The organism is Protofrankia sp. CiP1_Cm_nod1, assembly GCF_920888515.1.
GTDB lineage: Bacteria > Actinomycetota > Actinomycetes > Frankiales > Frankiaceae > Protofrankia.
On the sequence record NZ_CAKKTM010000381.1, the window covers coordinates 11160 to 33995 of the forward strand.

General features: G+C 70.9%; 20 protein-coding genes and 1 CRISPR repeat array. Of the genes, 13 read left to right on the forward strand and 7 right to left on the reverse strand.

Going from position 1 to position 22836, the window contains the following annotated elements; translation table 11 throughout:
* Window positions 1-1267 (forward strand): LLM class flavin-dependent oxidoreductase (locus NBX02_RS17050; RefSeq protein WP_250292164.1); only part of this gene is annotated, 1267 nt, incomplete at its 5' end.
* 334 nt (window positions 1268-1601) lie between these two features.
* Window positions 1602-2519, forward strand: coding sequence for an NADP-dependent oxidoreductase (locus NBX02_RS17055; RefSeq protein ID WP_250292166.1), 918 nt, complete (start codon window positions 1602-1604; stop codon window positions 2517-2519).
* Window positions 2520-2872: 353 nt separating this feature from the next.
* Here the strand turns inward: NBX02_RS17055 and NBX02_RS17060 are convergent, their stop codons facing one another.
* The 4 genes from NBX02_RS17060 to NBX02_RS17075 form a co-directional block, all read right to left on the reverse strand.
* On the reverse strand, window positions 2873-3016 hold the full coding sequence (locus NBX02_RS17060) for a hypothetical protein (RefSeq protein WP_250292168.1): 144 nt from the start codon (window positions 3014-3016) through the stop codon (window positions 2873-2875).
* 141 nt (window positions 3017-3157) lie between these two features.
* Window positions 3158-3727: a type IV toxin-antitoxin system AbiEi family antitoxin domain-containing protein gene (locus NBX02_RS17065; RefSeq protein ID WP_250292169.1), complete on the reverse strand. Its 570-nt coding sequence runs from the start codon at window positions 3725-3727 to the stop codon at window positions 3158-3160.
* 316 nt (window positions 3728-4043) lie between these two features.
* The gene (locus NBX02_RS17070; RefSeq protein WP_250292170.1) at window positions 4044-4694 is read right to left on the reverse strand and encodes a TetR/AcrR family transcriptional regulator; all 651 of its coding nucleotides are present in this window, start codon (window positions 4692-4694) and stop codon (window positions 4044-4046) included.
* 46 nt (window positions 4695-4740) lie between these two features.
* The gene (locus NBX02_RS17075) at window positions 4741-5226 is read right to left on the reverse strand and encodes a hypothetical protein (RefSeq protein WP_250292172.1); all 486 of its coding nucleotides are present in this window, start codon (window positions 5224-5226) and stop codon (window positions 4741-4743) included.
* Between the two features lie 279 nt (window positions 5227-5505).
* On the opposite strand from NBX02_RS17075, the gene cas3 reads away from it, so the two are divergent.
* From cas3 to cas2e, 8 genes are all read left to right on the forward strand, one after another.
* Window positions 5506-8361 (forward strand): CRISPR-associated helicase Cas3', encoded by a 2856-nt coding sequence (gene cas3, locus NBX02_RS17080; protein ID WP_250292173.1) that lies wholly within the window; start codon window positions 5506-5508, stop codon window positions 8359-8361.
* Window positions 8358-9986, forward strand: a complete 1629-nt coding sequence (gene casA / locus NBX02_RS17085; protein WP_250292175.1) for a type I-E CRISPR-associated protein Cse1/CasA — start codon at window positions 8358-8360, stop codon at window positions 9984-9986. Before cas3 ends, casA begins: the two co-directional genes overlap by 4 nt.
* Window positions 9987-10031: 45 nt before the next feature.
* Complete coding sequence (casB, locus tag NBX02_RS17090) at window positions 10032-10643, forward strand: type I-E CRISPR-associated protein Cse2/CasB (protein ID WP_250292177.1); 612 nt, start codon at window positions 10032-10034, stop codon at window positions 10641-10643.
* 160 nt (window positions 10644-10803) lie between these two features.
* On the forward strand, window positions 10804-11946 hold the full coding sequence (cas7e, locus tag NBX02_RS17095; RefSeq protein WP_250292179.1) for a type I-E CRISPR-associated protein Cas7/Cse4/CasC: 1143 nt from the start codon (window positions 10804-10806) through the stop codon (window positions 11944-11946).
* Window positions 11947-12014: 68 nt separating this feature from the next.
* On the forward strand, window positions 12015-12911 hold the full coding sequence (gene cas5e / locus NBX02_RS17100) for a type I-E CRISPR-associated protein Cas5/CasD (protein ID WP_445548498.1): 897 nt from the start codon (window positions 12015-12017) through the stop codon (window positions 12909-12911).
* Between the two features lie 7 nt (window positions 12912-12918).
* A complete protein-coding gene (gene cas6e, locus NBX02_RS17105; protein WP_250292184.1) occupies window positions 12919-13716 on the forward strand; it encodes a type I-E CRISPR-associated protein Cas6/Cse3/CasE in 798 nt (265 codons plus the stop codon).
* A gap of 1 nt (window position 13717) precedes the next feature.
* On the forward strand, window positions 13718-14707 hold the full coding sequence (gene cas1e, locus NBX02_RS17110; protein ID WP_250292185.1) for a type I-E CRISPR-associated endonuclease Cas1e: 990 nt from the start codon (window positions 13718-13720) through the stop codon (window positions 14705-14707).
* Window positions 14707-14985, forward strand: a complete 279-nt coding sequence (gene cas2e, locus NBX02_RS17115; protein ID WP_445548496.1) for a type I-E CRISPR-associated endoribonuclease Cas2e — start codon at window positions 14707-14709, stop codon at window positions 14983-14985. Before cas1e ends, cas2e begins: the two co-directional genes overlap by 1 nt.
* Before the next feature lie 18 nt (window positions 14986-15003).
* A CRISPR array of direct repeats spans window positions 15004-16740; the repeat unit is 28 nt; unit sequence GTCGTCCCCGCCCGCGCGGGGATCTTCC.
* A 326-nt stretch (window positions 16741-17066) separates the two neighbouring features.
* On the opposite strand, the gene NBX02_RS17120 is transcribed toward cas2e, so the two are convergent.
* Window positions 17067-18305 (reverse strand): septum formation family protein, encoded by a 1239-nt coding sequence (locus NBX02_RS17120; RefSeq protein ID WP_250292187.1) that lies wholly within the window; start codon window positions 18303-18305, stop codon window positions 17067-17069.
* Between the two features lie 295 nt (window positions 18306-18600).
* Window positions 18601-18795, reverse strand: a complete 195-nt coding sequence (locus tag NBX02_RS17125) for a helix-turn-helix domain-containing protein (RefSeq protein WP_250292190.1) — start codon at window positions 18793-18795, stop codon at window positions 18601-18603.
* Window positions 18796-19468: 673 nt separating this feature from the next.
* Between NBX02_RS17125 and NBX02_RS17130 the strand changes: the two genes are divergently transcribed.
* Window positions 19469-19774: a type II toxin-antitoxin system prevent-host-death family antitoxin gene (locus NBX02_RS17130; RefSeq protein WP_250292191.1), complete on the forward strand. Its 306-nt coding sequence runs from the start codon at window positions 19469-19471 to the stop codon at window positions 19772-19774.
* The gene (locus NBX02_RS23305) at window positions 19771-20034 is read left to right on the forward strand and encodes a type II toxin-antitoxin system RelE family toxin (protein WP_445548497.1); all 264 of its coding nucleotides are present in this window, start codon (window positions 19771-19773) and stop codon (window positions 20032-20034) included. The genes NBX02_RS17130 and NBX02_RS23305 overlap by 4 nt, the downstream gene beginning before the upstream one ends.
* 257 nt (window positions 20035-20291) lie before the next feature.
* Here NBX02_RS23305 and NBX02_RS17135 read toward each other — a convergent pair whose 3' ends face one another.
* Window positions 20292-21662, reverse strand: coding sequence for a helicase-associated domain-containing protein (locus NBX02_RS17135; RefSeq protein ID WP_250287261.1), 1371 nt, complete (start codon window positions 21660-21662; stop codon window positions 20292-20294).
* A gap of 387 nt (window positions 21663-22049) precedes the next feature.
* Between NBX02_RS17135 and NBX02_RS17140 the strand changes: the two genes are divergently transcribed.
* Window positions 22050-22836: peptidoglycan-binding domain-containing protein (locus tag NBX02_RS17140; RefSeq protein ID WP_250292193.1), on the forward strand; the 787-nt coding region annotated here is incomplete at its 3' end.

Here is a 22836-nt window from a genome sequence, read left to right on the forward strand (position 1 = left end):
CCGTCCGTTCAAGCTGGGCTTCCTGACCCACGTGTTCGGCCGGGAGGAGCCGGCGGAACTGCTACGCCGGCTCGTGGAGCTGTTCGTCGCCGCCGAGGAGCTCGGGTTCGACGGCGGCTGGATCGCCCAGCACCACTTCTCCCCCCAGTACGGCCGGCTGCCCTCACCGCTGGTGCTGCTCGCCGCGGCCGCGCAGGCGACCCGGCGGATCGAGCTCGGCACCGCGGTGGTGGTGCTGCCGCTGGAGAACCCGGTCAGGGTCGCCGAGGACGCGGCCGTCGTCGACGCGCTCAGCGGCGGGCGGCTACAGCTCGGGCTGGGCACGGGCGGCGCCAGCTCGCCGGCGTTCGCCGCCTTCGGCCGGGACGCCGGCGCGCGCCGGGAGCTGTTCACGCAGGCCATCGGCCTGCTACGGGACCTGCTGCGCGGCGGCGACGTCCCGGGCACCGACGGGCTGCGGCTGCAGCCGCCGGCGCCGGCACTGGCCGGACGGTTGTGGGACTCCACCGCCAGCGCCGAGGGCGCGACGGCCGCGGCGCGTGCCGGGGACGGGCTGCTGCTCGGCGTCGGGCCCGCCGGGTCGGCGCAGCGCCCGCTGGCCGAAACGTACCTGCGCGCATATGCCGCGGCCCGTTCAGGCGCCACCGCCAGGCCGGACGGGACGGCTTTCTCGGCCGAGACGGCTCACCCCGCCGACGGACCGGGCGGGGACGGCCGATCCGTCGGGACGGTCCGCTCGGGCGCGGCTGCCCGCTCGGCCACGGATAGCCCTTCGGCCACGGATAGCCCTTCGGCCGTGGTTGGCCGCTCGAGGGCGGCAGCCCGGTCGCTGTGTCCGGACGGCTACCCGGCGGCCCGGCTCGCCGTCGCGCACGGTGTGTTCCCCGGGCCCGACCGCCTGGCCGCCCCGCGGGACCTGGCCGCCGACATTGCCCGCTACCGTCCGTACCTGTCCCATTTCGGGCTGCCCGGCACCGCCGACGACGCCGCCGCGCTGGACGCCATGAACGTCCACCACGGCCCGGTCGACGTGATCGTCGAAAGCCTCGCGACGAACCCGGTGGGACCGGGGTTCACGTCCTACTTCATCGCCGCCGTCCAGGGTGAGGCCGGCGAGGCGGCGAGCTTCGACGCGGCGCTGCGCCGCCTGGAGATCATCGGCACCGAGATCGCCCCGGCACTGGGCTGGCGGCCGGCGACCGCCGGCCCCGGCGCTGTCCCCACCCCCGGCCCCGGTCGGCACAGACGCCCAGCCGGACGTCCCTGATCCGCCGACGGCACCGAAGGGCTCCGCGTCGACAACCATTGAACCGCGCGCGTGAGGGAACAGACGGTCGTGACAGCGACCATCTCCATCCTCGCTTTCACGACCGGGCCCCCATGGTGGGACGGGCGGCCGGCCGGGCCACCGCCGCGGCCGGCCCGTCCGTGGGCCCGGACGTGGACACGGGCACAGGCAGGCGTCCCGACCTTGTTGGGACCGGACCGGCAACGGGGAGAGAACCAAGAGAAAAAGAAGCGACAGAAGAACACGACAAAGGCGACGCGGAAAGAAGACGGCGAAGAAAACGGTCACGACCGACACGACGAAGGAGCTGGCGATGCCGCGGGCTGTCCGGTTCGACGGGTACGGCGGGATAGAGGAACTGCGGGTGGTGGACGTGCCGCGGCCGGCGCCCGGGGCGGGTGAGGTCCTCGTCCGGGTGCGGGCCGCCGGGATCAATCCCGGTGAGGCGAAGATCCGTGAGGGGCTGCTGCACGGCCGGTGGCCGGCGACGTTCCCCTCCGGGCAGGGCAGCGATCTGGCCGGAGTCGTCGAGGAGACCGGCCCGCGGGTGACCGGCTTCTCCGTCGGGGACGAGGTCCTCGGGTTCACCAACCGGCGCGCCAGCCACGCCGAGTACGTGGTGGTGGAGGCGGACAACCTCACGGCGAAGCCGGAGAAGATCTCCTGGGAGGTCGCCGGATCACTGTTCGTGGCCGGGACGACGGCGTACGCCGCGGTGCGCGCGGTCTCGCCGCGCGGCGGTGACACGGTGGTCGTCTCCGGCGCCGCGGGCGGGGTGGGGTCGATCGCCGTGCAGCTCGCCAGGCTCGCCGGCGGACGCGTGATCGGGATCGCCGGGCCGGCCAACCATCCCTGGCTCGCCGACCACGGGGTGAGCCCGGTCTCCCACGGAGACGGCGTCGCCGACCGCATCCGGCAGGCGGCGGACCATGTCGACGCCTTCATCGACACGTTCGGCCAGGGCTACGTGGACCTGGCGCTCGAGCTCGGGGTGGCCCCCGACCGGATCGACACCATCGTCGACTTCGACGCGGCCGGCCGGCACCGGGTGAAGGCGGACGGCAGCGCGGCGGCGGCCAGCGCCGACGTCCTCGCCGAGCTGGCACACCTGGTGGCCGACGGCCGCCTGGAGGTCCCGATCGCCGGCGCCTACCCGCTGGCCGACGTCCAGGACGCCTTCCGCGAGCTCGAACACGGCCACACCCGAGGCAAGATCGTCCTCATCCCCTGACAGCTCGTTTGACAATTCGTTTCCCGGCAACCGGCCAGTCCCGACAACCGGCCAGGGCGTCCGCGCCGGTCACCGACCGGACAGCGTGATGCCGACGATCTACCGATCGCTGGAACGCCGGTCAAGTAACGCGGATCCCATCCACGACCACCCGCACAGACCATGATCCAGACAATTTTGTCGTTGTGTACGCTTTTCGTCCGCAAAAGCGTACACAACGACAAACTCGCGCCGATCTTCTCCGGCAGCCGGCACCCATCGAGGTGTGCCACCGTTCGCGGGGATACGTATGGCTACCTGACCGGCACTCTGGGAAAGAGTCGACGTCGGCACCGGCGTGATGCCGTCGGACCTCAGAGCCGGATGTGCTGCGGCGCGGTGTCAGCCCGCATGACTTCACCGAAGGTCGCGGTTGCGGGGAACACGATGCCGCCGTACACGATGCCGCCGTACTCGATGCCGCCGCGGCGATCGCCACCGATGAGGCGATCAGCCAACCGAGCCTCCCGCCAGCGGCCTCCGCACCGAGCTTGCCCTCCGTCTGGGCTATCCATTTGTTCAGCACAGTTGTCGAGACCGGCCGGGTGGTCTTCGGCGTGAGGGTTCGAAGCAGCGCGGCGAGCCGCGACTCAGCATGCTTATTGGTCATGGCGTGCCTCCAACGCCGCGGTCAGCTCGTCGCGCTCGACGGTGGTGATGCGGCCCTGTGCGTGCCCGTTCACGATCGCCTGCCGCAGCAGATGGCTCGAAGTGCCGAAGGCGGTGCACTGGGTGATCGCAGTGGCCGGAGTGACCGTGGGAATCTCCTGCCACCAGGCGATCCGCTCTGGTGTCAGATCCTCATGATGGATCATGTAGCCTTCGCCACCTGCCCGGCGCAGGCGACGCTGCTTGCTGACGGTGACGTGGAGGCGGTTCGGGTTGACGTCGCTGACGCCGTAGGCATCCAGTGCGGTCTCGTGGCTCAGGCACGCTTCCGGTGCGCGCGTCCACAGCACCGCAAGCATGCAGGGGTCGTACTCGCTCACCGGGTAGCGGGGGAAGCGGTAGACACCGAACGCTACCCGGTCGAGGGTGCCGCGCTGTACGAGCATCTGCAGTGCCCCCTTGCCGACACCGAGCTCGGTCGCCTGGTGGGCGGTCACAAACCCGTGCTGGGACGCCGCGACATCCCAGAGCTCCTCTCGCGCCAGCGTATGATCAGACATGGCAAAAGTATAACGGAAACGTGATACTATTGGCTCACGCCCGATGCGACAAGTGATCAGTGACCGCCTGAGGCTGTCGACTCCCGTTCACGCCGAGGGCTGGTGGGCAAACCGTCGGCGATACAGTCGAACGTCACCTGGAAGGTCATCCGGGAATCTCCTTCCGTCACCGGTCCGACGGCCACAGCATGTTCCCGTCCCACGCCGGGCGCCCGCGGGCAGCCAACCCGACCGCGGCGCGGGCCGTCATGCCGCCGGTGCGTTCCGGGCGACGGCGTCCGCGCGGATGGCCGGACAGGTACCGGACAGGTACCGGTCACGACGGACGGCGGGCGAAGGCGCGCAGGAAGGTGGTCACGCCGGCGGCGGCGGTCTGGTCGCGGTGGGCGGGGGTCACGGTGTCGGGGGCGAAGACCGTGAGCAGCGGCAGGTCCCCCAGGACGAGGCCGACGAACTGGGTGGCGGCCGTCGCGGGGTCGGCGATCTCCAGGTAGCCGGCGTGCGCGAGCCGGGCCATCCGGCCGGCCAGCGTCTCGATCACCTCCTCGCCGGAGGCCCACATCGTCCGGAACAGATCGGGGAAACGACCGGACTCCATGTACATCAGACGGCGGGCGGCCACCGACTGCTCGTCGCAGACGCACGCCGCCAGCCCGTCGGCGACGGCACCCAGCTCACCGACAAGATCGGCCGGCTCGGTCGGGAAGTTCCTGAGCACGGCGAGGGTGCGGGCGTTCGCCCGGACCGCCGCGTCGACCATCACCAGCCGGAACAGCTTCTCCTTGCTCCCAAGATGGTTGTAGAGCGTCGGCTTGGCCACCCCGGCCTCGCTCGCGATGAGATCGACGCTCGCGCCCTCGTACCCCTTGCGGGCGAACACCTCGAACGCGGCGGCGAGGATCGCCTCCCGCTTGTCCACCCGGCCACGCCCGGTCGCCGTACCAGCGGCAGAGACGAGCGCATCCATCATCCAAGCGTATCCGCCATGGCGTTCACCGACCGCCGGCCCGCATTCAGCCGCCGAGGTTCTCGGTGCGTATCCCATGAACGGCCGGCGCGCCGAAGCCACGCAGCGGGTCGATGACGACCGGGCTGGACCTGTCATCCGGATGGATACGGAGGACCTCCCCGCCACCGGGAGCGAACTCGGCTTTCTCCACGAACGCGGCCGCGCCGGGGGCGAGTACGAGCTGGCCGTTACGGATGACGACCATCACGAGCTCCCGGTCGATACCGGTCTCGTCCTGAACCTCGAGAACGAGCTCACGGTTCGCGACATACGGCCTGGCGTGCGCGAGCGGATAGGGGACACCGAAACGCTCCCGCAGAAACTGCACGACCGGACGGAGACGTCGCAGAGAGACCCTGTGCCGTATCCGGTACTCGCGAAGATAACCGGCCTCGACGAACTCCCCCCAGGTGACGGCCTCTTCGCCGGTCCGTTCGGGCCGGATGACCGGCTCGTAGACCGAGCCGCCACGGAGTAGCCGTCGATCCATCCACGCAGCCGCGCCGGTCGCACACCGAGGACACGCGCCGCCTCGCCCATCGAGTAGACCTCACGGTCCAGGACGGTGATCCCCATGCTCGCGTCATGCCGCATCAGCGCCGTGGCATGACGCATGCGCACAGCTGGCGGACGGCGCGGTCGAGGCCCGCCGGACCCCGGCATGGAGATGATCGCCGTCGTGGCCGTGTATGTCACCCTGTGGCGTGGTAGCTGTCCATCGGGTGGTTGAATGCGCCGTGTCCGATCTGCTGGACACGGGGGGAACATCATGCGGGACGCGGCCGACGCGGCTATTGCCGTGGTGTGGGGGAAGTCGGACGCCCAGGGCTCGATGCATCTGCTGCTGGGGCATCTGCTCGACACGGCCGCGGTCGGCGAGCTCGTCTGGGACCGTTTCCTGTCCACCGCCATACGTGGCCGCCTCGACGAGTGCAGTGGTGGCCGGGGCCGTTCCCTGTTCGCCCTGCTGTGCGGCCTGCACGATGTGGGCAAGGCGACTCCCGCCTTCCAGACGAAGGACGACGGGCTGGCGGAACGGGTCCGCGCGGCCGGCCTCGACTGGCGTGGGCTCACCCGCAGCCAGGCCGCCGGCTGGCATCATGCGCGCGCCGGCGCGGTCATCGTCCGTGACTGTCTGAAGGAGGCGGGCTGGGGCGCGCCGGCCCGTAACTGGGTGTGGCCGCTGGTGGCCGGGCATCACGGCAAGGTGCCCGGGACGGACCGGCTGCGGCCCACCAGTCCCACCGCGCACGGCCGCGGCCGGTGGCTCGACGTCCAACAGGAGTTCGTCGGACGGGTCGCCGGCGAGCTGGGACTGGACCTGGATGCCTTCTCGGATGTGGCGACGCCGCGCCGAGGCGGCCAGCTCACCCTGTCCGGCATGATCATCATGGCGGACTGGGTTGCCAGCGACGCGCGGCACTTCGACGGGCTGTCCGATCTCTCCGACATCTCGATCGAGAAATCACGGGATCGCGCCCAGCGGGCGTGGGACAAGCTGGGGCTGCGCGGCGGCTGGCGCGCCGACCGGCCGGCGCCGCGGGACCAGCCCGACCTGGTACGCCATCGTTTCGGTGTCGCCGCCCGCCCCGCCCAGGCCGACGCGGTACGGCTGGCGGCGCGGATGCCCACGCCGGGCCTGCTCATCCTTGAGGCCCCGATGGGTGAGGGCAAGACGGAGGCCGCTTTCGCGGCGGTGGAGGTGCTGGCCAGCCGGTTCGGCGCGGACGGGATGTTCGTCGGGATGCCCACCCAGGCGACCAGCGACCCGATGTTCGGCCGGGTCCGGACGTGGCTGACGTCGGTGGATCCGGATGTGCCCATCGGGCTCCTGCACGGGCGCGCGCGTTTCAACAAGGAGTGGGCGGCGCTGCGTTCCGCCGTCGCCTTCACGGACATCGCCGACGAGCGGGACGAGTACGACATGGACGACGACTACGGCTTCATCGGTTCCGGCGGCACCGGGAGCGGATCGGCCGCCGGGGACGGTGGCCGGCCGGCTGTCAGTGGCACGGCCGCCGCCGAGTGGTTCCTCGGCCCGAAACGGGGCCTGCTGGCGCCGGTCACGGTGGGCACCGTCGACCAGTTGCTGCATGCGGCGACGCGAACGAAGCACGTGATGCTGCGGCAGGCCGGTACGGCGGGCCGGGTGGTCGTGCTGGACGAGGTGCACGCCTACGACGTGTACATGGCGCAGTTCCTGTTCGAGGCGCTGCGCTGGCTCGCCGACACCGGTGTCCCGGTCGTCCTGCTGTCGGCGACGTTGCCGCCGTCGCTGCGGCTGCAACTGGTCCGCGCCTATCTCCAGGGTGCGCTGCAGGAACGTGACGTGGACGTGACGGACCTCCCGGTACCGGCAGGCTACCCGAGCGCCACCGCGGTGTGCGTGACGACGGAAGGCAAGCGATGGGACGAGGTCGCGTCCGGGCCCTCGTGGCGTGCCTCGGCCCGGGTCGAGGTGCGGGTGCTCGCCGAGACCCCGGACTTCTCCCCCGCGGCCGTCGCCGCCGCGGTCACGGCGGAGGTGGGTGACGGCGGGTGCGCGCTGGTGGTGTGCAACACCGTCGCCCGCGCCCAGGACGTCCACACCGCGCTGCGCCCGGCGTTCGGCGAGGACGTCGTGCTGCTGCACGCCCGGTTCGTCGGGGCCGAACGCGCCGCCCGCGCCGAGCGGGTGGTGGACCTGCTGGGCCGGCCGGGACGGCCCGCGGGGGCGGCCCGGCCGCGGCGGCTGGTCGTGGTCGCGACCCAGGTGGCCGAGCAGTCCTTCGACGTGGACGTCGACCTGCTCGTCACCGACCTCGCGCCGATCGACCTGCTGCTCCAGCGGGTCGGCCGGCTGCACCGCCACGACCGGCCCGCCACGGAGCGCCCGCCCGGGCTGCGACAACCCAGAGTGATCGTCAGTGGCCTGCTGCTGCGGCCGGGCGCCGTGCCGACATGGCCCGGTGGGAGCCGGGCCGTGTACGGGGACCACCTGCTGCTGCGCTCCGCCGCCCTGGTCGCCGACGCGGCAGCGGGCGACGGATGGTCGGTGCCGGCCGATGTCCCCGGGCTGGTCGCCGCCGGTTACGGTGAGGATCCGCTCGGGCCACCGGAATGGGCCGAAAACGCCGCCCAGGCCCGCCGGGAATGGGCCGAGCGGGAGCAGCGCAGGGAGGCGAACGCCAGGGAGTTCCTGCTGTCCGGCGAGGACAACCTGGGCTGCCCCACGCTGGCTGGCCTGCACGAGCGGTCGACCGCCCCGCTGAGCGACGAGGAGAAGGTGGCCGCGGTCGTCCGCGACGGCGAGGAGTCCATGGAGGTCGTGCTCGTCCGCCAAGGCTCGGCGGGATACCTCACCCTCGGCGGCAGAGCCCTGGGCCCGAGCGGCGAGACCGCCGTCTCCGACGACACCATCCTGGAGGAGGTCGTCGGCGCGACCATCCGGCTACCGGCGAACAAGGAGATCACCACCGCCGCCCGAGCCGGCCTGGCACCGCTACCTGCCTGGCTACATGATCCATGGCTGCGCCGGGCCCGCGCCCTCGTGCTCGACGAAAACCTGTCGGTGGCACTTGGTACATATCGCCTGACCTACAACGACGAGGTCGGCCTCAGACACGAGCGCGGGGGGACACGATGACCAGTTTCGACCTGATCAGCCAGCCGTGGGCTGCGGTGACCTGGGGCGGGAGGCGTGGCGAGGTTGGGCTGCTTGATGCTCTCGTTGACGCTCAGGAGATCGACGGGCTGGCGCTCGACGAGCCGCTGGAGGCGGTCGCGGTGCTGCGGCAGGTGCTGCTGCCCGTGCTGCTCGACGCGCTCGGCGCTCCCCGCGACGACGAGGAGTGGTCGCGGCGGTGGGAGGCGGGGCGGCTCGACACCGGGCGGATCACGGCGTACCTGAAGGAGCACGCCGGGCGTTTTGACCTTTTTCATCCGACAGCGCCGTTCGCGCAGGTCGCCGGGCTGCGCACGGCGAAGGACGAGACGAAACCGGTCTCGCTGCTCGTCCCCCGGCTCGCCACCGGCAACAACGTGCCACTTTTCAGCGCGCGGATCGAGAACGACCCACCCGCGTTGACTCCGGCAGCGGCGGCCCGGGCGCTACTGGCCGCGCATTGCTGGGACACCGCGGCGATCAAGACCGGTGCGGTCGGGGACCCTCGGGTCAAGGCTGGCAAGACGACGGGGAACCCGACCGGGCCGCTCGGACAGCTCGGTGTCGTCGTCCCGGTCGGCGCCACCCTGTTCCACACCCTGATGCTGAACACGCCCGTGCTCCCGCAGGGGCTGCGGCAGGTCGACCGCCCACAGTGGCGGGCCGCCCCGGCCGGCCCCGAGTGGCGTGAGCGCGGCGCGCTCGGCCTGCTGGACCTGCTCACCTGGCAGTCCCGCCGGGTACGCCTGCTCACCGATACCGACGCCGGCACCGGTAGCGGCGACGTCGACGGGACGGCGCCGGGGGGCGTGACGGTGCGCCGGGTGGTGCTCAGCGCCGGTGACCGGCTGGCCGCGTTGGCACACGACCTGGAACCGCATACCGCCTGGCGGCAAGCCGAGCGCCCCCGCGCGGGCGAGCCCCCGGTGCGGGCGGTGCGTCATCAGCCGGGCCGGTCGGCCTGGCGCGGTCTTGAGGCGCTGCTCGCCACGTCCGGCCCGACCAGTGACCGGCTCACCGCACCCGCGTTACTCTCCCAGCTGGCCAGGCTGCGTGATGACGGCTACGTTCCCGAGGATCTTCCGCTGCGCGTCCTGACCGTCGGCGTCCGGTACGGCACCCAGTCGGCGGTCGTCGACGACGTCATGGTGGACGAGATCCCGCTGCCGGTGGCGGCGCTGACCGCCGACTCGGCGGTACGGGACACCGTGCTGGCGGTGGCACACCAGGCGGAGCAACTGCGCGTCGCCGCCAACCGGCTCGGCGACGATCTCCGTGCCGCGGCCGGGGCCGAGAAGCTGCCGTGGGACAGGGGCCAGCGGCTCGGCGACATGCTCGTCCACAGCTTCACGCCGACGGTGCGCCGGCTGCTGGCCGGCCTCGCCCGCAACCCGGATGACGCCGAACGGGCCGAGCTGGCGTGGCGGGCCACCGCCCGCCGGCTGGCGTGGGAGGCCGCCGAACCCGCCCTGTCCACCGCGGCGCCCGGCACGTTCCTCGGCCGTGACCCCGACGCCCGCTACGGCCCCCGGCTCGCCGTCGCCGAGGCGTCGTTCCGGCGGGCGCTCAACGACATCCTCGGCACGGCTGCCGCCACTGCCGCCTGAGACCAACCGATGCCTTCTGACATCACCGCAACCGGGAGAGGCCCGATGACCGATGTAGCCTCAGCGCCGCCCGCGGAGCCGACCACACCGCCGGTTTCCTCGGAAAAGACGCGCCGGCAGACGTTCTTCTGGGAACGCGCCCATAACGGCGACCTGCCCGACGGGGCCGATCTGGCCGCGCTGCGCCGCGGTATCGGCCGCGAACCGGGCAGCGTGCCGGCGATGTGGCGCTACTACACCACCCTTGACCGTGAGGGCCGTCTCACCGCCCGGCTGCGGGCCGAGCACGTCGCGCTCACCCTGTATGCCGTGCACCAGCAGTCCCTGCCGTCGCCGGCGCACCGTGCCGGGACCGGCCTTGGCACGGCCGTCCTCGCGCTGCGCAACAGCGACAGGTTCAGCCCGGATGCTGTCGACCGCCGCTTCAACGCGGCGGCGACCGCTACCTCGCTGGACGAGGCCGCCTATCACCTACGGGGGCTGGTCCGCCAACTGCGGCACATCCCGCAGAGCCTCGACTACAACCAGTTGCAGCAAGATCTCATCAACTGGCAGCACCCCGACAGAGTCGGACAGGTGCGGCGTCGATGGGGAGGCCAGTACTTCCTCGGACGTGGTCGCGACGGTGATCGCGCCAGCACCACGTCCGCCCGCTGACCTCTGATCTTCGCCTAGCCATTCGGCCATCCGACTGTCTGTTCTCCGACGACCATCCGCGGTCCGGCCGCCCCGCCCCGTTCATCAACCGCACGGTCCTTCCCGCGCCTGTACCCGGCTCGAGAAAACCCTGCCCCGTTCGAGAAAGAGGCACCTGCCGATGCCCTACTACGTCGATGTCCACATCCTGCAGACCGTCCCGCCGTCCAACCTCAACCGTGACGACGCGGGCACGCCGAAACAGGCCGTCTACGGTGGCGCCAAGCGCGCCCGTGTGTCGTCCCAGGCCTGGAAGCGGGCGACGCGGACAGCGTTCGCCGAGCATGTCGATCCGAGCCAGCTCGGCACCCGCACCAAGAAGATCTCCGCACTGTTGGCCGAGCGCATCGCGGCCCGGGGCCTGCTCGACCCCGGGGCGAGCACCCGCATCGCCACCAGCCTCCTGGCTGACCTGGGCATCAAAGCGGGCAAGAAGGCCACCGAAACCGCCTACCTGTTGTTCTTCGGCCGTCCTCAGCTCGAACGGCTCATCGACCGCATCGAGGACGACCTGCCGCGGCTGTCCGAGCTCAACGACACCGAGCTCGCCGCGGCCGTCAAGGACGTGCCCGCGCGGCAGATCCTCGGCACCGGCCATCCCATCGACGTGGCCCTGTTCGGACGGATGGTCGCCGACCGGGCCGAGCTCAACGTCGACGCGGCGACGCAGGTCGCGCACGCGCTGTCCACCCACGCCGTCGACGTGGAGTTCGACTACTACACCGCGGTCGACGACGAGAACCCGAAGGAGGACACCGGCGCCGGGATGATCGGCACGGTGGAGTTCCAGTCCGCCACGCTGTACCGGTTCGCCACCGTCGGCCTCCGCCAGCTCGCCGACAACCTGGACGGGGATGTCGAGGCGACCGTGGCCGCGCTGCGGGTGTTCCTCACCGCGTTCACCACCTCGATGCCGACCGGGCACGGCAACTCCTTCGCCCACCGCACCACCCCGAACCTGCTCACCGTCGCCGTCCGCGCCGACCAGCCCGTCAACCTCGTCTCGGCGTTCGAGAACCCGGTCCGCTCCGACGGCCGGGGCGTTCTCGACGCCTCCGTCCGACGGTTCGCCAACGAGCTGACCACCGCGACGACGCTGTGGGGGCGTGAGCCCGTCCTCGTCGCCTCCACCTACAGCACGCCCGCGGACCCGTCCGCCGCCACCGGGCTGGCCGAGCCGCTCGGCGCGGCGAAACCGTTCCACGAGGTGGTCGACAGCGTCACGGCGGCCGCCAGGAGCTGGCTCGAAGGCAACGGCCGGTGAGCGGGGCCACCGACCCGTCCGCGGGCTCGGCCGTCAGCCCGGCAGCGGTCCCGGCCGCGGCCGGCTGTCTGGTGCTGCGGCTGGCCGGCCCGGTGCAGTCCTGGGGCGGCACCAGCATGTTCAACCGCCGCGAGACCCTGGCCGAGCCGACGAAGAGCGGTCTGGTCGGCCTGCTCGCCGCCGCGCAGGGCCGGCGCCGCACCGACCCGATCGAGGACCTGCTCGAGCTCGTCTTCGGCGTGCGGACCGACCAGCCCGGCACCCTGCTGCGCGACTACCACACCGTCAGCGACTACCGGGGCGTGCCACTGCCGTCGGCGTCGGTGTCGGCCAAGGGGACGCAGAAGCCGACGTCACCGGCGAAGTACACACATGTGACCGAACGTTTCTACCTGCAGGACGCCGTCTTCGTCGTCGCGGTCGCCGCGCCCGATCCCGTCCTGGTCACCCTCGCCGAGGCGCTGCGCAACCCGGCCTTCCCTCTCGCGCTCGGACGCCGCGCCTGCCCGCCGACCCAGCCTCTCCTGCTCACCCCCGCCGACGGAGCGAGCGGCACTGACGAGGCTGCCAGCGCCGGCCGGGCAGGCAGCGCGGACCAGACAGGCAGCGCCGGCCTCTGGCGGGGAACGGTGCTGGAAGTTCTCGGACAAGTCCCATGGCAGGCAGGCAGAGCCCACCGCGACAAGCTGCAACGGCGGCGCTCCCTCCCCCGGTACATCGACCTGCCCGTCACCCTCGACGACATCGGCGGCGAGGACGTCCGCCTGGACCTGCCGAGCACCTTCGACCCACGTCACCGGTCGTTCACCGCCCGCCGGGTCCGCCAGGAATGGGTCCATCTGCCAGTGCCCCACCGGGCGGCGCAAGACCCGGTGGCACACAACCGGATGGCGGAAAACCAGACGGCGGAAGGCGACACCGACACCCCGCCGGACCACGATCCCTTCGCTCTCCTCGGATGGTGACCATCCCATGCCTTACCTGTCGCGGATCTGGCTGAACCCGCTGCGTCCACGGGCGCAGGGACTGCTGCGCAGCCCGCAGAAGATGCACGCCGCCGTGCTCGGCGGGCTCAGCCGTCAGCCGATCACCGAACGGGTGTTGTGGCGGCTGGAAACCAGCCAGCCCCACCGCGCCGAACTGCTCGTCCTGACCGAGTCGACGCCGTCCTGGGAACACATCGTCGAACAGGCCGGCTGGCCGCACTCCGACGAGCCCCAGGCCCTGGTACGCGACTACCAGCCGCTGCTCGACCGCGTCGACAACGGCCGCGAGTTCCGCTTCCGGCTACGCGCCAACCCGGTCAGCGCGACCCGTTCGCCCAGCAGCCCGTCCGCTGCCCAGAAGGAACAGCTCGCGCGCCCGCGAGCCCGGGGAGTCCGCGTCCCTCACCGCACCGCCGGCCATCAGATCACCTGGCTCACCGCCCGTATCGATCACTGGGGATTCACCGTGATCGACGTCGCGGGCACGGGTCCGGCGCTGCACCTGTCCGCTCGTGAACGCCTCACCTTCCACAAGAAAACCGGGGATGACGGTGAGGCCGGCAGCCGGCGCGTCGTGCTGAGCACCGCCACCTTCGACGGTGCCGTCCGCGTCACCGACCCACAGCGCGCCCGACACACCCTGCTGCACGGGGTCGGCCCGGGGAAAGCCTACGGCTGTGGCCTGCTCACCCTGGCGCCTCTCGGCCCGCCGTCTGTTGTCGGCCCGACAGCAATTCTCGGCCCGACAGCGGCCGTCAGCCCGACGACACCCGGCGACGTCTGACATGTGGTGGCTGTCCAACCCGCAGGACCTGCACCGCATCGAAGACCGGATCTCAACGCTCTACGTGGAGAAATGCCACCTCGACCGCGACGACAACGCCGTCGTCCTCGTCAACCGTGAACGCACCGTGCGGGTGCCCGCCGCCCTCGTCGCCACCGTGCTCATCGGTCCCGGCACTCGGATCACGCATGCCGCGGTCCGGCTCCTCGCGGACTCCGGCACCGCGATCTGCTGGGTGGGCGACCGCGGCGTACGGATGTACGCGGCCGGCCTCGGCCCCAGCCGTGGTGCCGGTCTGCTCATGCGGCAGGCCTACCTGGTGACGCGGACCAGGGAACGGCTCACGGTCGCCCGGCGGATGTACGGCAAACGCTTCCCCGACGAGGACGTCTCACAGGCGACCATGCAACAGCTGCGTGGACGCGAAGGCGCCCGCATCAAGAAGATCTACCGCGAGCACGCCGCACGGACCGGCGTGGCATGGAACCGTCGCGTGTACGTCCCAGGCGACCCCGACGCCGCCGGCGACGACGTCAACCGGCTGCTGTCCGCGGGACACAGCTGTCTTTACGGCATCTGCCACGCCGCGACCGTCGGCATCGGAGCCAGCCCGGCGCTCGGATTCGTCCACACCGGCGGGGCCACCTCCTTCGTCCTGGACATCGCCGACCTGTACAAGGCCGAATACACGATCCCCCTCGCGTTCGACCTCGCCGCATCCGGCCACGTCGAGGAAAGGGACATCCGCACCGCCTTCCGGGACAAGGTCGCCGATGGCCATCTGATGGCAAGGATCGTCCACGACATCAAGGACCTCCTGCTGGAGGAAGGAGCCCACGACAGCGACGACGACGCCATGCATCTGTGGGACGAGTTCGACGGCCATGTGCCCGGCGGCGTCAACTGGGCCGCCGGCCTGGCCGACCAGTGGGACAGCAACACCGTCATCGGCGTCACCGGACCCGACATCGACCAGCAGACACCACCCTGATGACCGTCATTGTTCTCATCGCCACAGCCGAAGGCCTACGCGGCCACCTGACACGCTGGATGATCGAAATCACAGCCGGTGTCTTCGTAGGCAACCCCAGCGCCCGCGTCCGCGACCACCTCTGGAACGTGCTCTCCCAACGCGTCGGCGACGGCCAAGTCATCATGATCGAACCAGCGAACAACGAACAAAGGTGGGCCGTACGAACCGCCGGCCGAGACCGCGGCTACCCTGTTGACTATGATGGACTAATACTTTTCGCCCGCCCCCGCCACTAAAAGCCCAGCTCACCAAGCGTCGTCCCCGCCCGCGCGGGGATCTTCCCTCGCCGCACTCGCCCCCTACTGTCGACAGGGCGTCGTCCCCGCCCGCGCGGGGATCTTCCCTCGCCGCACTCGCCCCCTACTGTCGACAGGGCGTCGTCCCCGCCCGCGCGGGGATCTTCCCCAGGTATCAGACATGTATGCTCGCGGTAGGCCGTCGTCCCCGCCCGCGCGGGGATCTTCCGTACCAGGCGATTACGGCCCGTCACGCGCGGATGTCGTCCCCGCCCGCGCGGGGATCTTCCCACATCTGCGACCGGGCTTTCACCGGCCGATATGTCGTCCCCGCCCGCGCGGGGATCTTCCCCGCTGTGGCCTCTGCGCCGCTCCCCGCTGCTGGTCGTCCCCGCCCGCGCGGGGATCTTCCCCCCAGGCGAGCGAGCGTCGCACGAGGCCGACGGTCGTCCCCGCCCGCGCGGGGATCTTCCTGTGCACGCCGGTAGCTATCTGCTGACCTACTCGTCGTCCCCGCCCGCGCGGGGATCTTCCAAAAGGGCCGGGTCGATGATCTCTAGAGCTACGGTCGTCCCCGCCCGCGCGGGGATCTTCCCGGCACACGGTAGGGCTACAACACCCACTCCTCGTCGTCCCCGCCCGCGCGGGGATCTTCCAAGCCGCCGCGCGGCTGGCTCACGTCACCTTCGGTCGTCCCCGCCCGCGCGGGGATCTTCCTACTGGAGGCGGTTTAGAGTGGGCGTAAGGACGGTCGTCCCCGCCCGCGCGGGGATCTTCCCCGGCCGGCGGTTAGCCATCGATTAACGGTGGCGTCGTCCCCGCCCGCGCGGGGATCTTCCGTCGTAGCACCACCCGGCCCCGGCCTCCCCTGAGTCGTCCCCGCCCGCGCGGGGATCTTCCAGCTGCTCGCCGACGCCGGCCACGCCGGCGGGCGTCGTCCCCGCCCGCGCGGGGATCTTCCCTCCAGGCTGCTATTGCGGAGTTCCGGACCGTTGTCGTCCCCGCCCGCGCGGGGATCTTCCCCGGGCTAGGCGACCGTGTCAACCGGGTTAGACGTCGTCCCCGCCCGCGCGGGGATCTTCCGTCCGGGGGCGCCGGCTCTGGCACGGCTGGAGGGTCGTCCCCGCCCGCGCGGGGATCTTCCCACCCGGGTTGCCCGTCCGCCGGCGGCAGGGACGTCGTCCCCGCCCGCGCGGGGATCTTCCCCGCTGCCTATCCGGCGCCGTGTCCCCTCCAGCGTCGTCCCCGCCCGCGCGGGGATCTTCCCGGGTCAGCGTCCGTCCCAGCGTCCCCAGCGTCGTCGTCCCCGCCCGCGCGGGGATCTTCCTTACGAGAAGCATCGTGTGCGCCAACGGGCATAGTCGTCCCCGCCCGCGCGGGGATCTTCCTCCAACTACCGGCATGACATGCCCGGTGAGGAGGTCGTCCCCGCCCGCGCGGGGATCTTCCTGCGTTCTACCCCGTGTGGACGGGATATGCCACGTCGTCCCCGCCCGCGCGGGGATCTTCCCCGTTCGATCTGCTGGGGCGAGTAGCCGAGGTCGTCGTCCCCGCCCGCACGGGGATCTTCCCGTCGGCGCCCGGCACGCCGCGGTGTGGGCGGCGTCGTCCCCGCCCGCGCGGGGATCTTCCGGCGCTCGCCAGCCCCGTCGGATCACCCATCGTGTCGTCCCCGCCCGCGCGGGGATCTTCCCCACTGCTGCAGGGCGCGGTAGGTCTGGTTGACGTCGTCCCCGCCCGCGCGGGGATCTTCCTGCGGCCGGCGACGTGGCCGAGGTCCTGATCTAGAACGCCGGTCAAGTAGCGCGGATCCCATCCACGACCACCCGCGCAGGCCATGATCCAGGAGAGTTTGTCGTTGTGTACGCTTTTTGGCCGCAAAAGCGTACACAGCGACAAAATTACGCCGATCTTCTCTGGTGGCCGACGTCCATCGAAGCGTGCCATCGTTCAGGAGGGATACGTATGGTTACCTGACCAGCGCCCTAGTCGTCTCCGCCCGCGCGGGGATCTTCCCCATACTCAATCCCGAAAAATTCGGGCTGCGGTCGCCCCCTCCTGCGCGGGGATCTTCCGCTTCCTCAGGCCATGACGCCTTCGCCGGTGTGGGACAGGGCGCCGGTGATCGTGGCGAATCCACCGCGCCCGTCCACGAACATGATTGTGCAGGTGAGTGCGCGGGTGCCGGCACGCCAGCTCTCGGCGGGAAGATGGAGCCAGCCGACCCGCATGGTCTCGGTTTCCCGGAACGGCCGTCGCAGAAAGCGGCTGGCCACCTCCTGGCAGCGCGGGCCGGCCAGTTCATTGAAGGCCGCCTCGGACGGGGGCCGGCCGTCCGCGGTGTTGAGCAGGGTGGCTGTTCCGGTGACCTCCGCCTGGTGGGGAGCACCGCAGGGAATCTCACCTTTGGTTTCGGTCGTCGTCAGCTCCAGGCACGTTCCGGGGGGATAGACCCGTGCCTGGTCGGCGCCCTCGACCACACCGGTGAAGGGGACGAGCCGGTTCGGGGTGGCGGCGTTGCCGGCGGCGATCAGCCCGCACACCAACGCCCGGTCACCTGATTCCCAGCCGAACCGGCTGGGACGGATGATTCCGCTCGCGAAACGACCGTGCGGGTCGAACGGATAGCCGAGGAAATCACGCGCGACCGGCCCACAGTAACGGTCGTTGATCTCATGCCACCGCGTCTCGGTCGGATAAGCGCTGTCAGTGGGGTAGTCGGAGGCGATATCCAGCTTCCTGATGGCCTCGAACAGGTGTGATGACGCACAGGGCACTTCGTCCACGTCCGATATGCGATCATCCTGATTCCAGGTGTAGCAGCGCCCACGGTCGTACGACCACCTGTTGAGTTCAGGCAGGTCAGGGCTCGCACTCGCGGAGGGTGACGGCCCGTCGGCGGTGGTGGCGTCGGTCGACGCGGCACTGTCGCCCATGCGGACGACCGCGTAACCGGCCGCGAGCAGGATTCCGACGCCGGCCACGGCCAGGGCCGCGACCAGCCCACGACCGCGGAACCGACGTGGCCGGCGGGACCCGAGCGGCCCACCCGATGAACGTGGCCGCCCCGGATCAGCCGCGGCCCCGAAACGGGCTACGGCGGCCCGGGTCCGCGCCGGCGCTTCGTAGGCCGTCGCCCCGGCGACGAAGTCGTCGTCAAGAACCAGGCCCGCGAACGGGTCGCCGTCCCCGGCCTTCCCGCCCCCGGGAGCCGCCTTCTCCCCGGTTTCCCCGGAATCCCCGGTTTCCCTGGAATCCCCGGCCTTCCCGGAATCCTCGGAGCCCTCTCCCTTGGACTGTCCGTTGGCTTCTTCGGACACCGTTGACCCGCCTCCCGCCTCCCGCACCACGCACCACGCACCACGCACCACGCACCGAACCACGGCCACCGCTGGGCGCCGCCCCAGATCATGGTCGGATCGCGGCGGGGAGATACCACCCGCGCGGCAGCCGGCCCATCAACTACACGGCGCACGTATACGGCGCCGGACTTTATCCCAGCAGCACCGCCATCCCAGCACCGGTCGGCGGCCATCAGCCCCCGCTCACGGACGGTACGGCATCCTCACCGCCGCACGGCAATCCGATGGTCATGCAAGGGACTCCGATGCCTGATCAGGCGATGACGAGTCGTTCACCCCCGAAGTCGGCGGTGATCTCCAGGCGTCCGCCGAGGGCTCTGACGTAGGCGGCGAGCGTGCGCGGCTCGCTGGCGTCGACGGTGGCCCGTTCGATCGCGAAGACGCGTTCCTGGCGGACGTGCATGCGGTCGGCGACGTCCGCCTGGGTCAGGCCGAGGCTGCGACGCATCTCGGCGAGCCGATGGGCGCGGTTCTCGGCGATGAGCCGCCGGGCACCGGACTCGGCCTCCTGACGGTCGGCGTCGCCAGGGAAGAACCGTCGGGGGAAGAACTCTGCCAGGAAGCCCTTCTTGTCGTGAGTGCGAACCTCGCTCGCTGGTCGCGCTCCCTGTCAGATCATGAAAGATAGCTCTACGCGTCCAACCACACCTTCTTCATGATCATATAATATTGCCCGCCAGCTCTGACGTCCCCCGGGCGCCGCCAGCCGGTGTGTAACTCTTCGTTTACATTATCTGACCCACGCGCGATACGCGCGATCCACAGTGGTAGGGTATCCACATGTCGCAGTCATATAATTACGGATAGTTACATAATCCTACTGTGATCTTTGTCTGTCGTGCTTCATCACGGGCAACGCGTCGGCCATCGGCCATCCATCGACGATACGCAGAGCTACTGACGACCCCTCAGAGGTTCGCCGCCGAGTTCCACTGGTCAAAAAGAGAGGCGGCCCATCAGGGCCGCTTCGGGCCGGCGGCATGCCGACCGGCGGGGTCCTTCGAGTATAGGACAGGCAGCCAATAATGATCACTGAGCTTCGTGCCGGCCGCCGCACGGCCGGCACGGTGCGCTCACCGCTCCTCGGGCGCGGGCGGAGCAGGCGAGGGCACACTGGAACCATGCGTAGTGAGCCGCTTGAGACAGCAGGGAACCATCTGGACCAGTTGGCGGACGAGGCCGAGCGGACCGGGCCGATCGCGCTGAGCCGGCCGGGCCGTAACAGCGTGGTAGTCGTCTCCCTCGAGGACTGGCAGCGCCTGGAAGACCTCGCGTCAGAGGAAGAGACCGCGTGGTGGCGTCGGGACACCGCCGAGCGCGCCACCCGAGGAGAACTCCCCGGCGAAGGCGAAGAAGGACCAGGGCTCGACGAAGACGAGATCCGGCACAGGTACGCGCATCTGCTTCGTCGCGACGGCGTCGCATGACCTACCGCCTGGAGTTTCGTCCGCGAGCGGTGCGTCAGCTCGAGCGGCTACCCGAAAAAATATCCACCGCGGTTCTGGAGTTTGCGTTCGGCGCTCTGCGCGAGAGCCCGTATCGCGTTGGGCACTCCTTACGCGGCGAGTACGCCGGACAGTACTCCGCACGACGCGGCGCGTCCTGGCGAGTTCGCTATGAAATCAATGAAACGACACACACGGTCCAGGTGCTCGACATCTCCCACCGCAGCGACGCATACCGATAGAACAGGGCGGCCGCCCCTGACCGTACGGGGATTCTCCCCTTCTCGCCGCTGACCGGCTGACCGTTGGTATGCGGCGCAATCGAGGTCCGCCGGACTCCCACGATGGAAATGATCGCTGCCGTGGTCACGGTAGCCGGGGCCATCCGCCCCGGCTGGAGACTGCCACCGGCGTCCTTCCTCGGTTGTCGGACGCGGCCAGGCCGCGCGGGTTCTCAGCGGGGATGCGCGTTCTGGTGACTACGCTGTGATTCTGGTGGCTACGTTGTGGGGGTGGCGGGGAGGACGTAGCCCAGTTTTCGGAGGGCGGCGCGGAAGTCGGCTTCGTGCTGGACGGGGACGGCGATATGGCGGTCCCCCACCGGCTGGCAGAACCGGCGGAGTTTGCGGTCGGTGGTGATGAGGGCGGCCACCGCGGGGTCGGCGCATTCGACCACCCGCGCGAGGCCGAAGTCGCGCAACTGGCCGACGCGGGCCGTGGTGTCCTCGAAAAGCCTGGTCACGGTGGCCGGTACGGCGTGGCCGGCATGGTTGGCGTGGTTGGCGTGGTCGTCGAGAAAGCGCCGCAGCTCCTCCAGCGGGCGGCCGGCGTCGACCGCGGCCAGCAGCGACGTGAGGCTCAGCGACCAGACACGGTCGGACGAACGCTGCGCGTAGGCGTCCAGCAGGAGCTCGTCGGCGGGCCTCACCGCACCGGTGGCCACAATATCCAGATTCGGCAGGACCTTGAGCTCCAGGCCCGCTCCGCCGCCGCTTTCCGGCTCCGGCTCGTACCGCTCGGCCAGCCCGAGGACGTATGCGCCGAGCGCGTTCAGCCGGACGGCGTACAGGCCGTCATAACGGCTGAGATAATCCAGGCCGTCGGCGCCCCAGTTCGCGTGGAAGTCGTCACGGGCGTCGACCGGATCGCCGTATTCGAGGTCGAACAGGCCGAGCGTCCCCGCGTATTCGAACAGCAGGCACAGGGTGTACCGGCCTTCCAGCAGCGGCCAGTCGTGGAAGCCGTCGTATCCCAGGCTGCCGTACTGCGGATCCTCGAGGTACAGCTTCCAGACGTCGCGCGCCACCGTGAACGGGGGGCCCTCGCGCCGCATCCGGGTGAACAGCTCGTCCACCTTGACCCACTCCCCGGGCGGGCAGGCCGCGAGCGCCACGGCGACAGCCTTGCGCCGTGGGCCCGCCGCGGTCAGCGCCCGGGCCGAACGCTGGCCCTTGATCGCTTCAATCCGGCTCATCTCGTCGATCACGGCATGGCCGGCCCAGCGCCGCCAGAGGTGACGGATCGTCTCCGCGGCGGGCTTGGCCAGCGCCGTCCGGCCCCGCGCGGTCAGCTGCAGCCGTCCGCCGACGACCTCGGCCAGGCCACCCGCCTGCACCAGCAGCGGCCACGCGAACGCGGCGATCGGCTCCTCATGGTAGAAGTCCCCGCCGGTGAGGACGCCGGTGACGGCGGCGACGGTCGCGGCCGCCGGCCGCTGCGTCTTCTCGCTGCACCGCAGCTTGCCGACCGCGCACAGCCGCAGGACGGCGAGCACGTCGGCAGCCGCCTCCCACGCCCTCGGGCGAACGGTCGGCCCGCCCGTTCCCGGCGAACCGTCCGTCGGCGCGTTCACGTCCTGTAGCACCGTCATACCCGCTAACTGTAGAACCGTGTCGGCAGGCGGACTCGACCGGCACGGTCCCGCGGCGTCGCACGGAACCATCCACCGGCGCGGGCCGCCATCGGGTCGCCACTGGATGAGGCCGCGGCCACGCGCGGGACATCCGTCAGCGTGGATCGGCGACCCGGATCGACGACGCGGATCGACGACGCGAACCGGCGGTACGGATCGGCGGTACGGCCCGCTGGGCGCGATGCCCGCCCGGCGAGAAGCGCTCCGGCCGTGTTCCGGCGAGCCGGCCGCGTCCTGGATGGCATGTCCGGAACACGACTTCTCCGGTGCCGGGGATCCGGTTCGCCGCCTCGTCATGGGTGCCGAGAATGAGCGGTCGGAGCCGACCGCGCTGTGAGGTGTGTCATGCCCTCTTCGGGATCGTTGGGTAGCAGCGGGCCCGAGGTGGCGTGGTTACAGACCGCCCTCGTGGCACACGGGTACCTCGCCGCCGCGGAGGCGGAGCCCGAGCTGCGGCAGGCGTTCCTCGGCCCGCGGACGCTCCGGGCGCTCGTCGCCTTCCAGGGCCGTAACCAGCTCGAGGGCAGCGGGGTCCTGGACGGCCCGACACTCGCCCGGCTGTACGAGATCTCCGGCGAGGTGCGGCTGGTCACCGGTGTCGTGCGGACCACGACCGGGGTGCCGGCCGGCGGGCTCGAGGCCACAGTATGGGACGTGACGTCCGGTGACGCGGACGGCCACCGGCTCGGCACGGCCGTGTCGGGCCCGGACGGCGCCTACCGGATCGTCTTCCCCGAGGATGCGGCGGACACGCCGGGCGGGCAGCGCCGCAGGCTGGCCGTCGAGGTGCGTCTGACCCGGCCCGACGGTACCGCCGTTGCGGCCTCACCGGTGATCGTCGACCCGTCCGCCCACGAGAACGTCGACTTCGCGGTCGCTCCGGACGGGGACGAGCACGACCAGGTGATGGCGGCGCTGGCCGGGCAGGCCGACCGGCTCGCGGACCTGCCCGCCGACCGGCTGGGTGTGCTGGCCACCCTCACCGGCGTACCAGGCGCGCTGCTGTCCCAGGCGGCCACCGCCGCGCGCCTGGCGGGGCGCACCGCCGGTGATGACCCGGCCGTCGACCCGAAGCTGCTCTACGCGGCGCTGCGCGCGGGCATGCCGGAGGGCCTGCACCCGGAGCAGGGCC

Excerpts from the sequence above, each read along its gene's own strand:
- NBX02_RS17065 (WP_250292169.1), bottom strand. The coding sequence starts at position 3,727 with ATGTCTGATCATACGCTGGCGCGAGAGGAGCTCTGGGATGTCGCGGCG.
- NBX02_RS23305 (WP_445548497.1), top strand. The coding sequence starts at position 19,771 with ATGACCTACCGCCTGGAGTTTCGTCCGCGAGCGGTGCGTCAGCTCGAG.
- NBX02_RS17130 (WP_250292191.1), top strand. The coding sequence starts at position 19,469 with ATGCGTAGTGAGCCGCTTGAGACAGCAGGGAACCATCTGGACCAGTTG.
- cas7e (WP_250292179.1), top strand. The coding sequence starts at position 10,804 with ATGCCCTACTACGTCGATGTCCACATCCTGCAGACCGTCCCGCCGTCC.
- NBX02_RS17125 (WP_250292190.1), bottom strand. The coding sequence starts at position 18,795 with ATGCGTCGCAGCCTCGGCCTGACCCAGGCGGACGTCGCCGACCGCATG.
- NBX02_RS17075 (WP_250292172.1), bottom strand. The coding sequence starts at position 5,226 with ATGGATCGACGGCTACTCCGTGGCGGCTCGGTCTACGAGCCGGTCATC.
- casA (WP_250292175.1), top strand. The coding sequence starts at position 8,358 with ATGACCAGTTTCGACCTGATCAGCCAGCCGTGGGCTGCGGTGACCTGG.
- cas3 (WP_250292173.1), top strand. The coding sequence starts at position 5,506 with ATGCGGGACGCGGCCGACGCGGCTATTGCCGTGGTGTGGGGGAAGTCG.
- casB (WP_250292177.1), top strand. The coding sequence starts at position 10,032 with ATGACCGATGTAGCCTCAGCGCCGCCCGCGGAGCCGACCACACCGCCG.
- cas6e (WP_250292184.1), top strand. The coding sequence starts at position 12,919 with ATGCCTTACCTGTCGCGGATCTGGCTGAACCCGCTGCGTCCACGGGCG.
- cas1e (WP_250292185.1), top strand. The coding sequence starts at position 13,718 with ATGTGGTGGCTGTCCAACCCGCAGGACCTGCACCGCATCGAAGACCGG.
- NBX02_RS17070 (WP_250292170.1), bottom strand. The coding sequence starts at position 4,694 with ATGGATGCGCTCGTCTCTGCCGCTGGTACGGCGACCGGGCGTGGCCGG.
- cas2e (WP_445548496.1), top strand. The coding sequence starts at position 14,707 with ATGACCGTCATTGTTCTCATCGCCACAGCCGAAGGCCTACGCGGCCAC.
- NBX02_RS17135 (WP_250287261.1), bottom strand. The coding sequence starts at position 21,662 with ATGACGGTGCTACAGGACGTGAACGCGCCGACGGACGGTTCGCCGGGA.
- NBX02_RS17055 (WP_250292166.1), top strand. The coding sequence starts at position 1,602 with ATGCCGCGGGCTGTCCGGTTCGACGGGTACGGCGGGATAGAGGAACTG.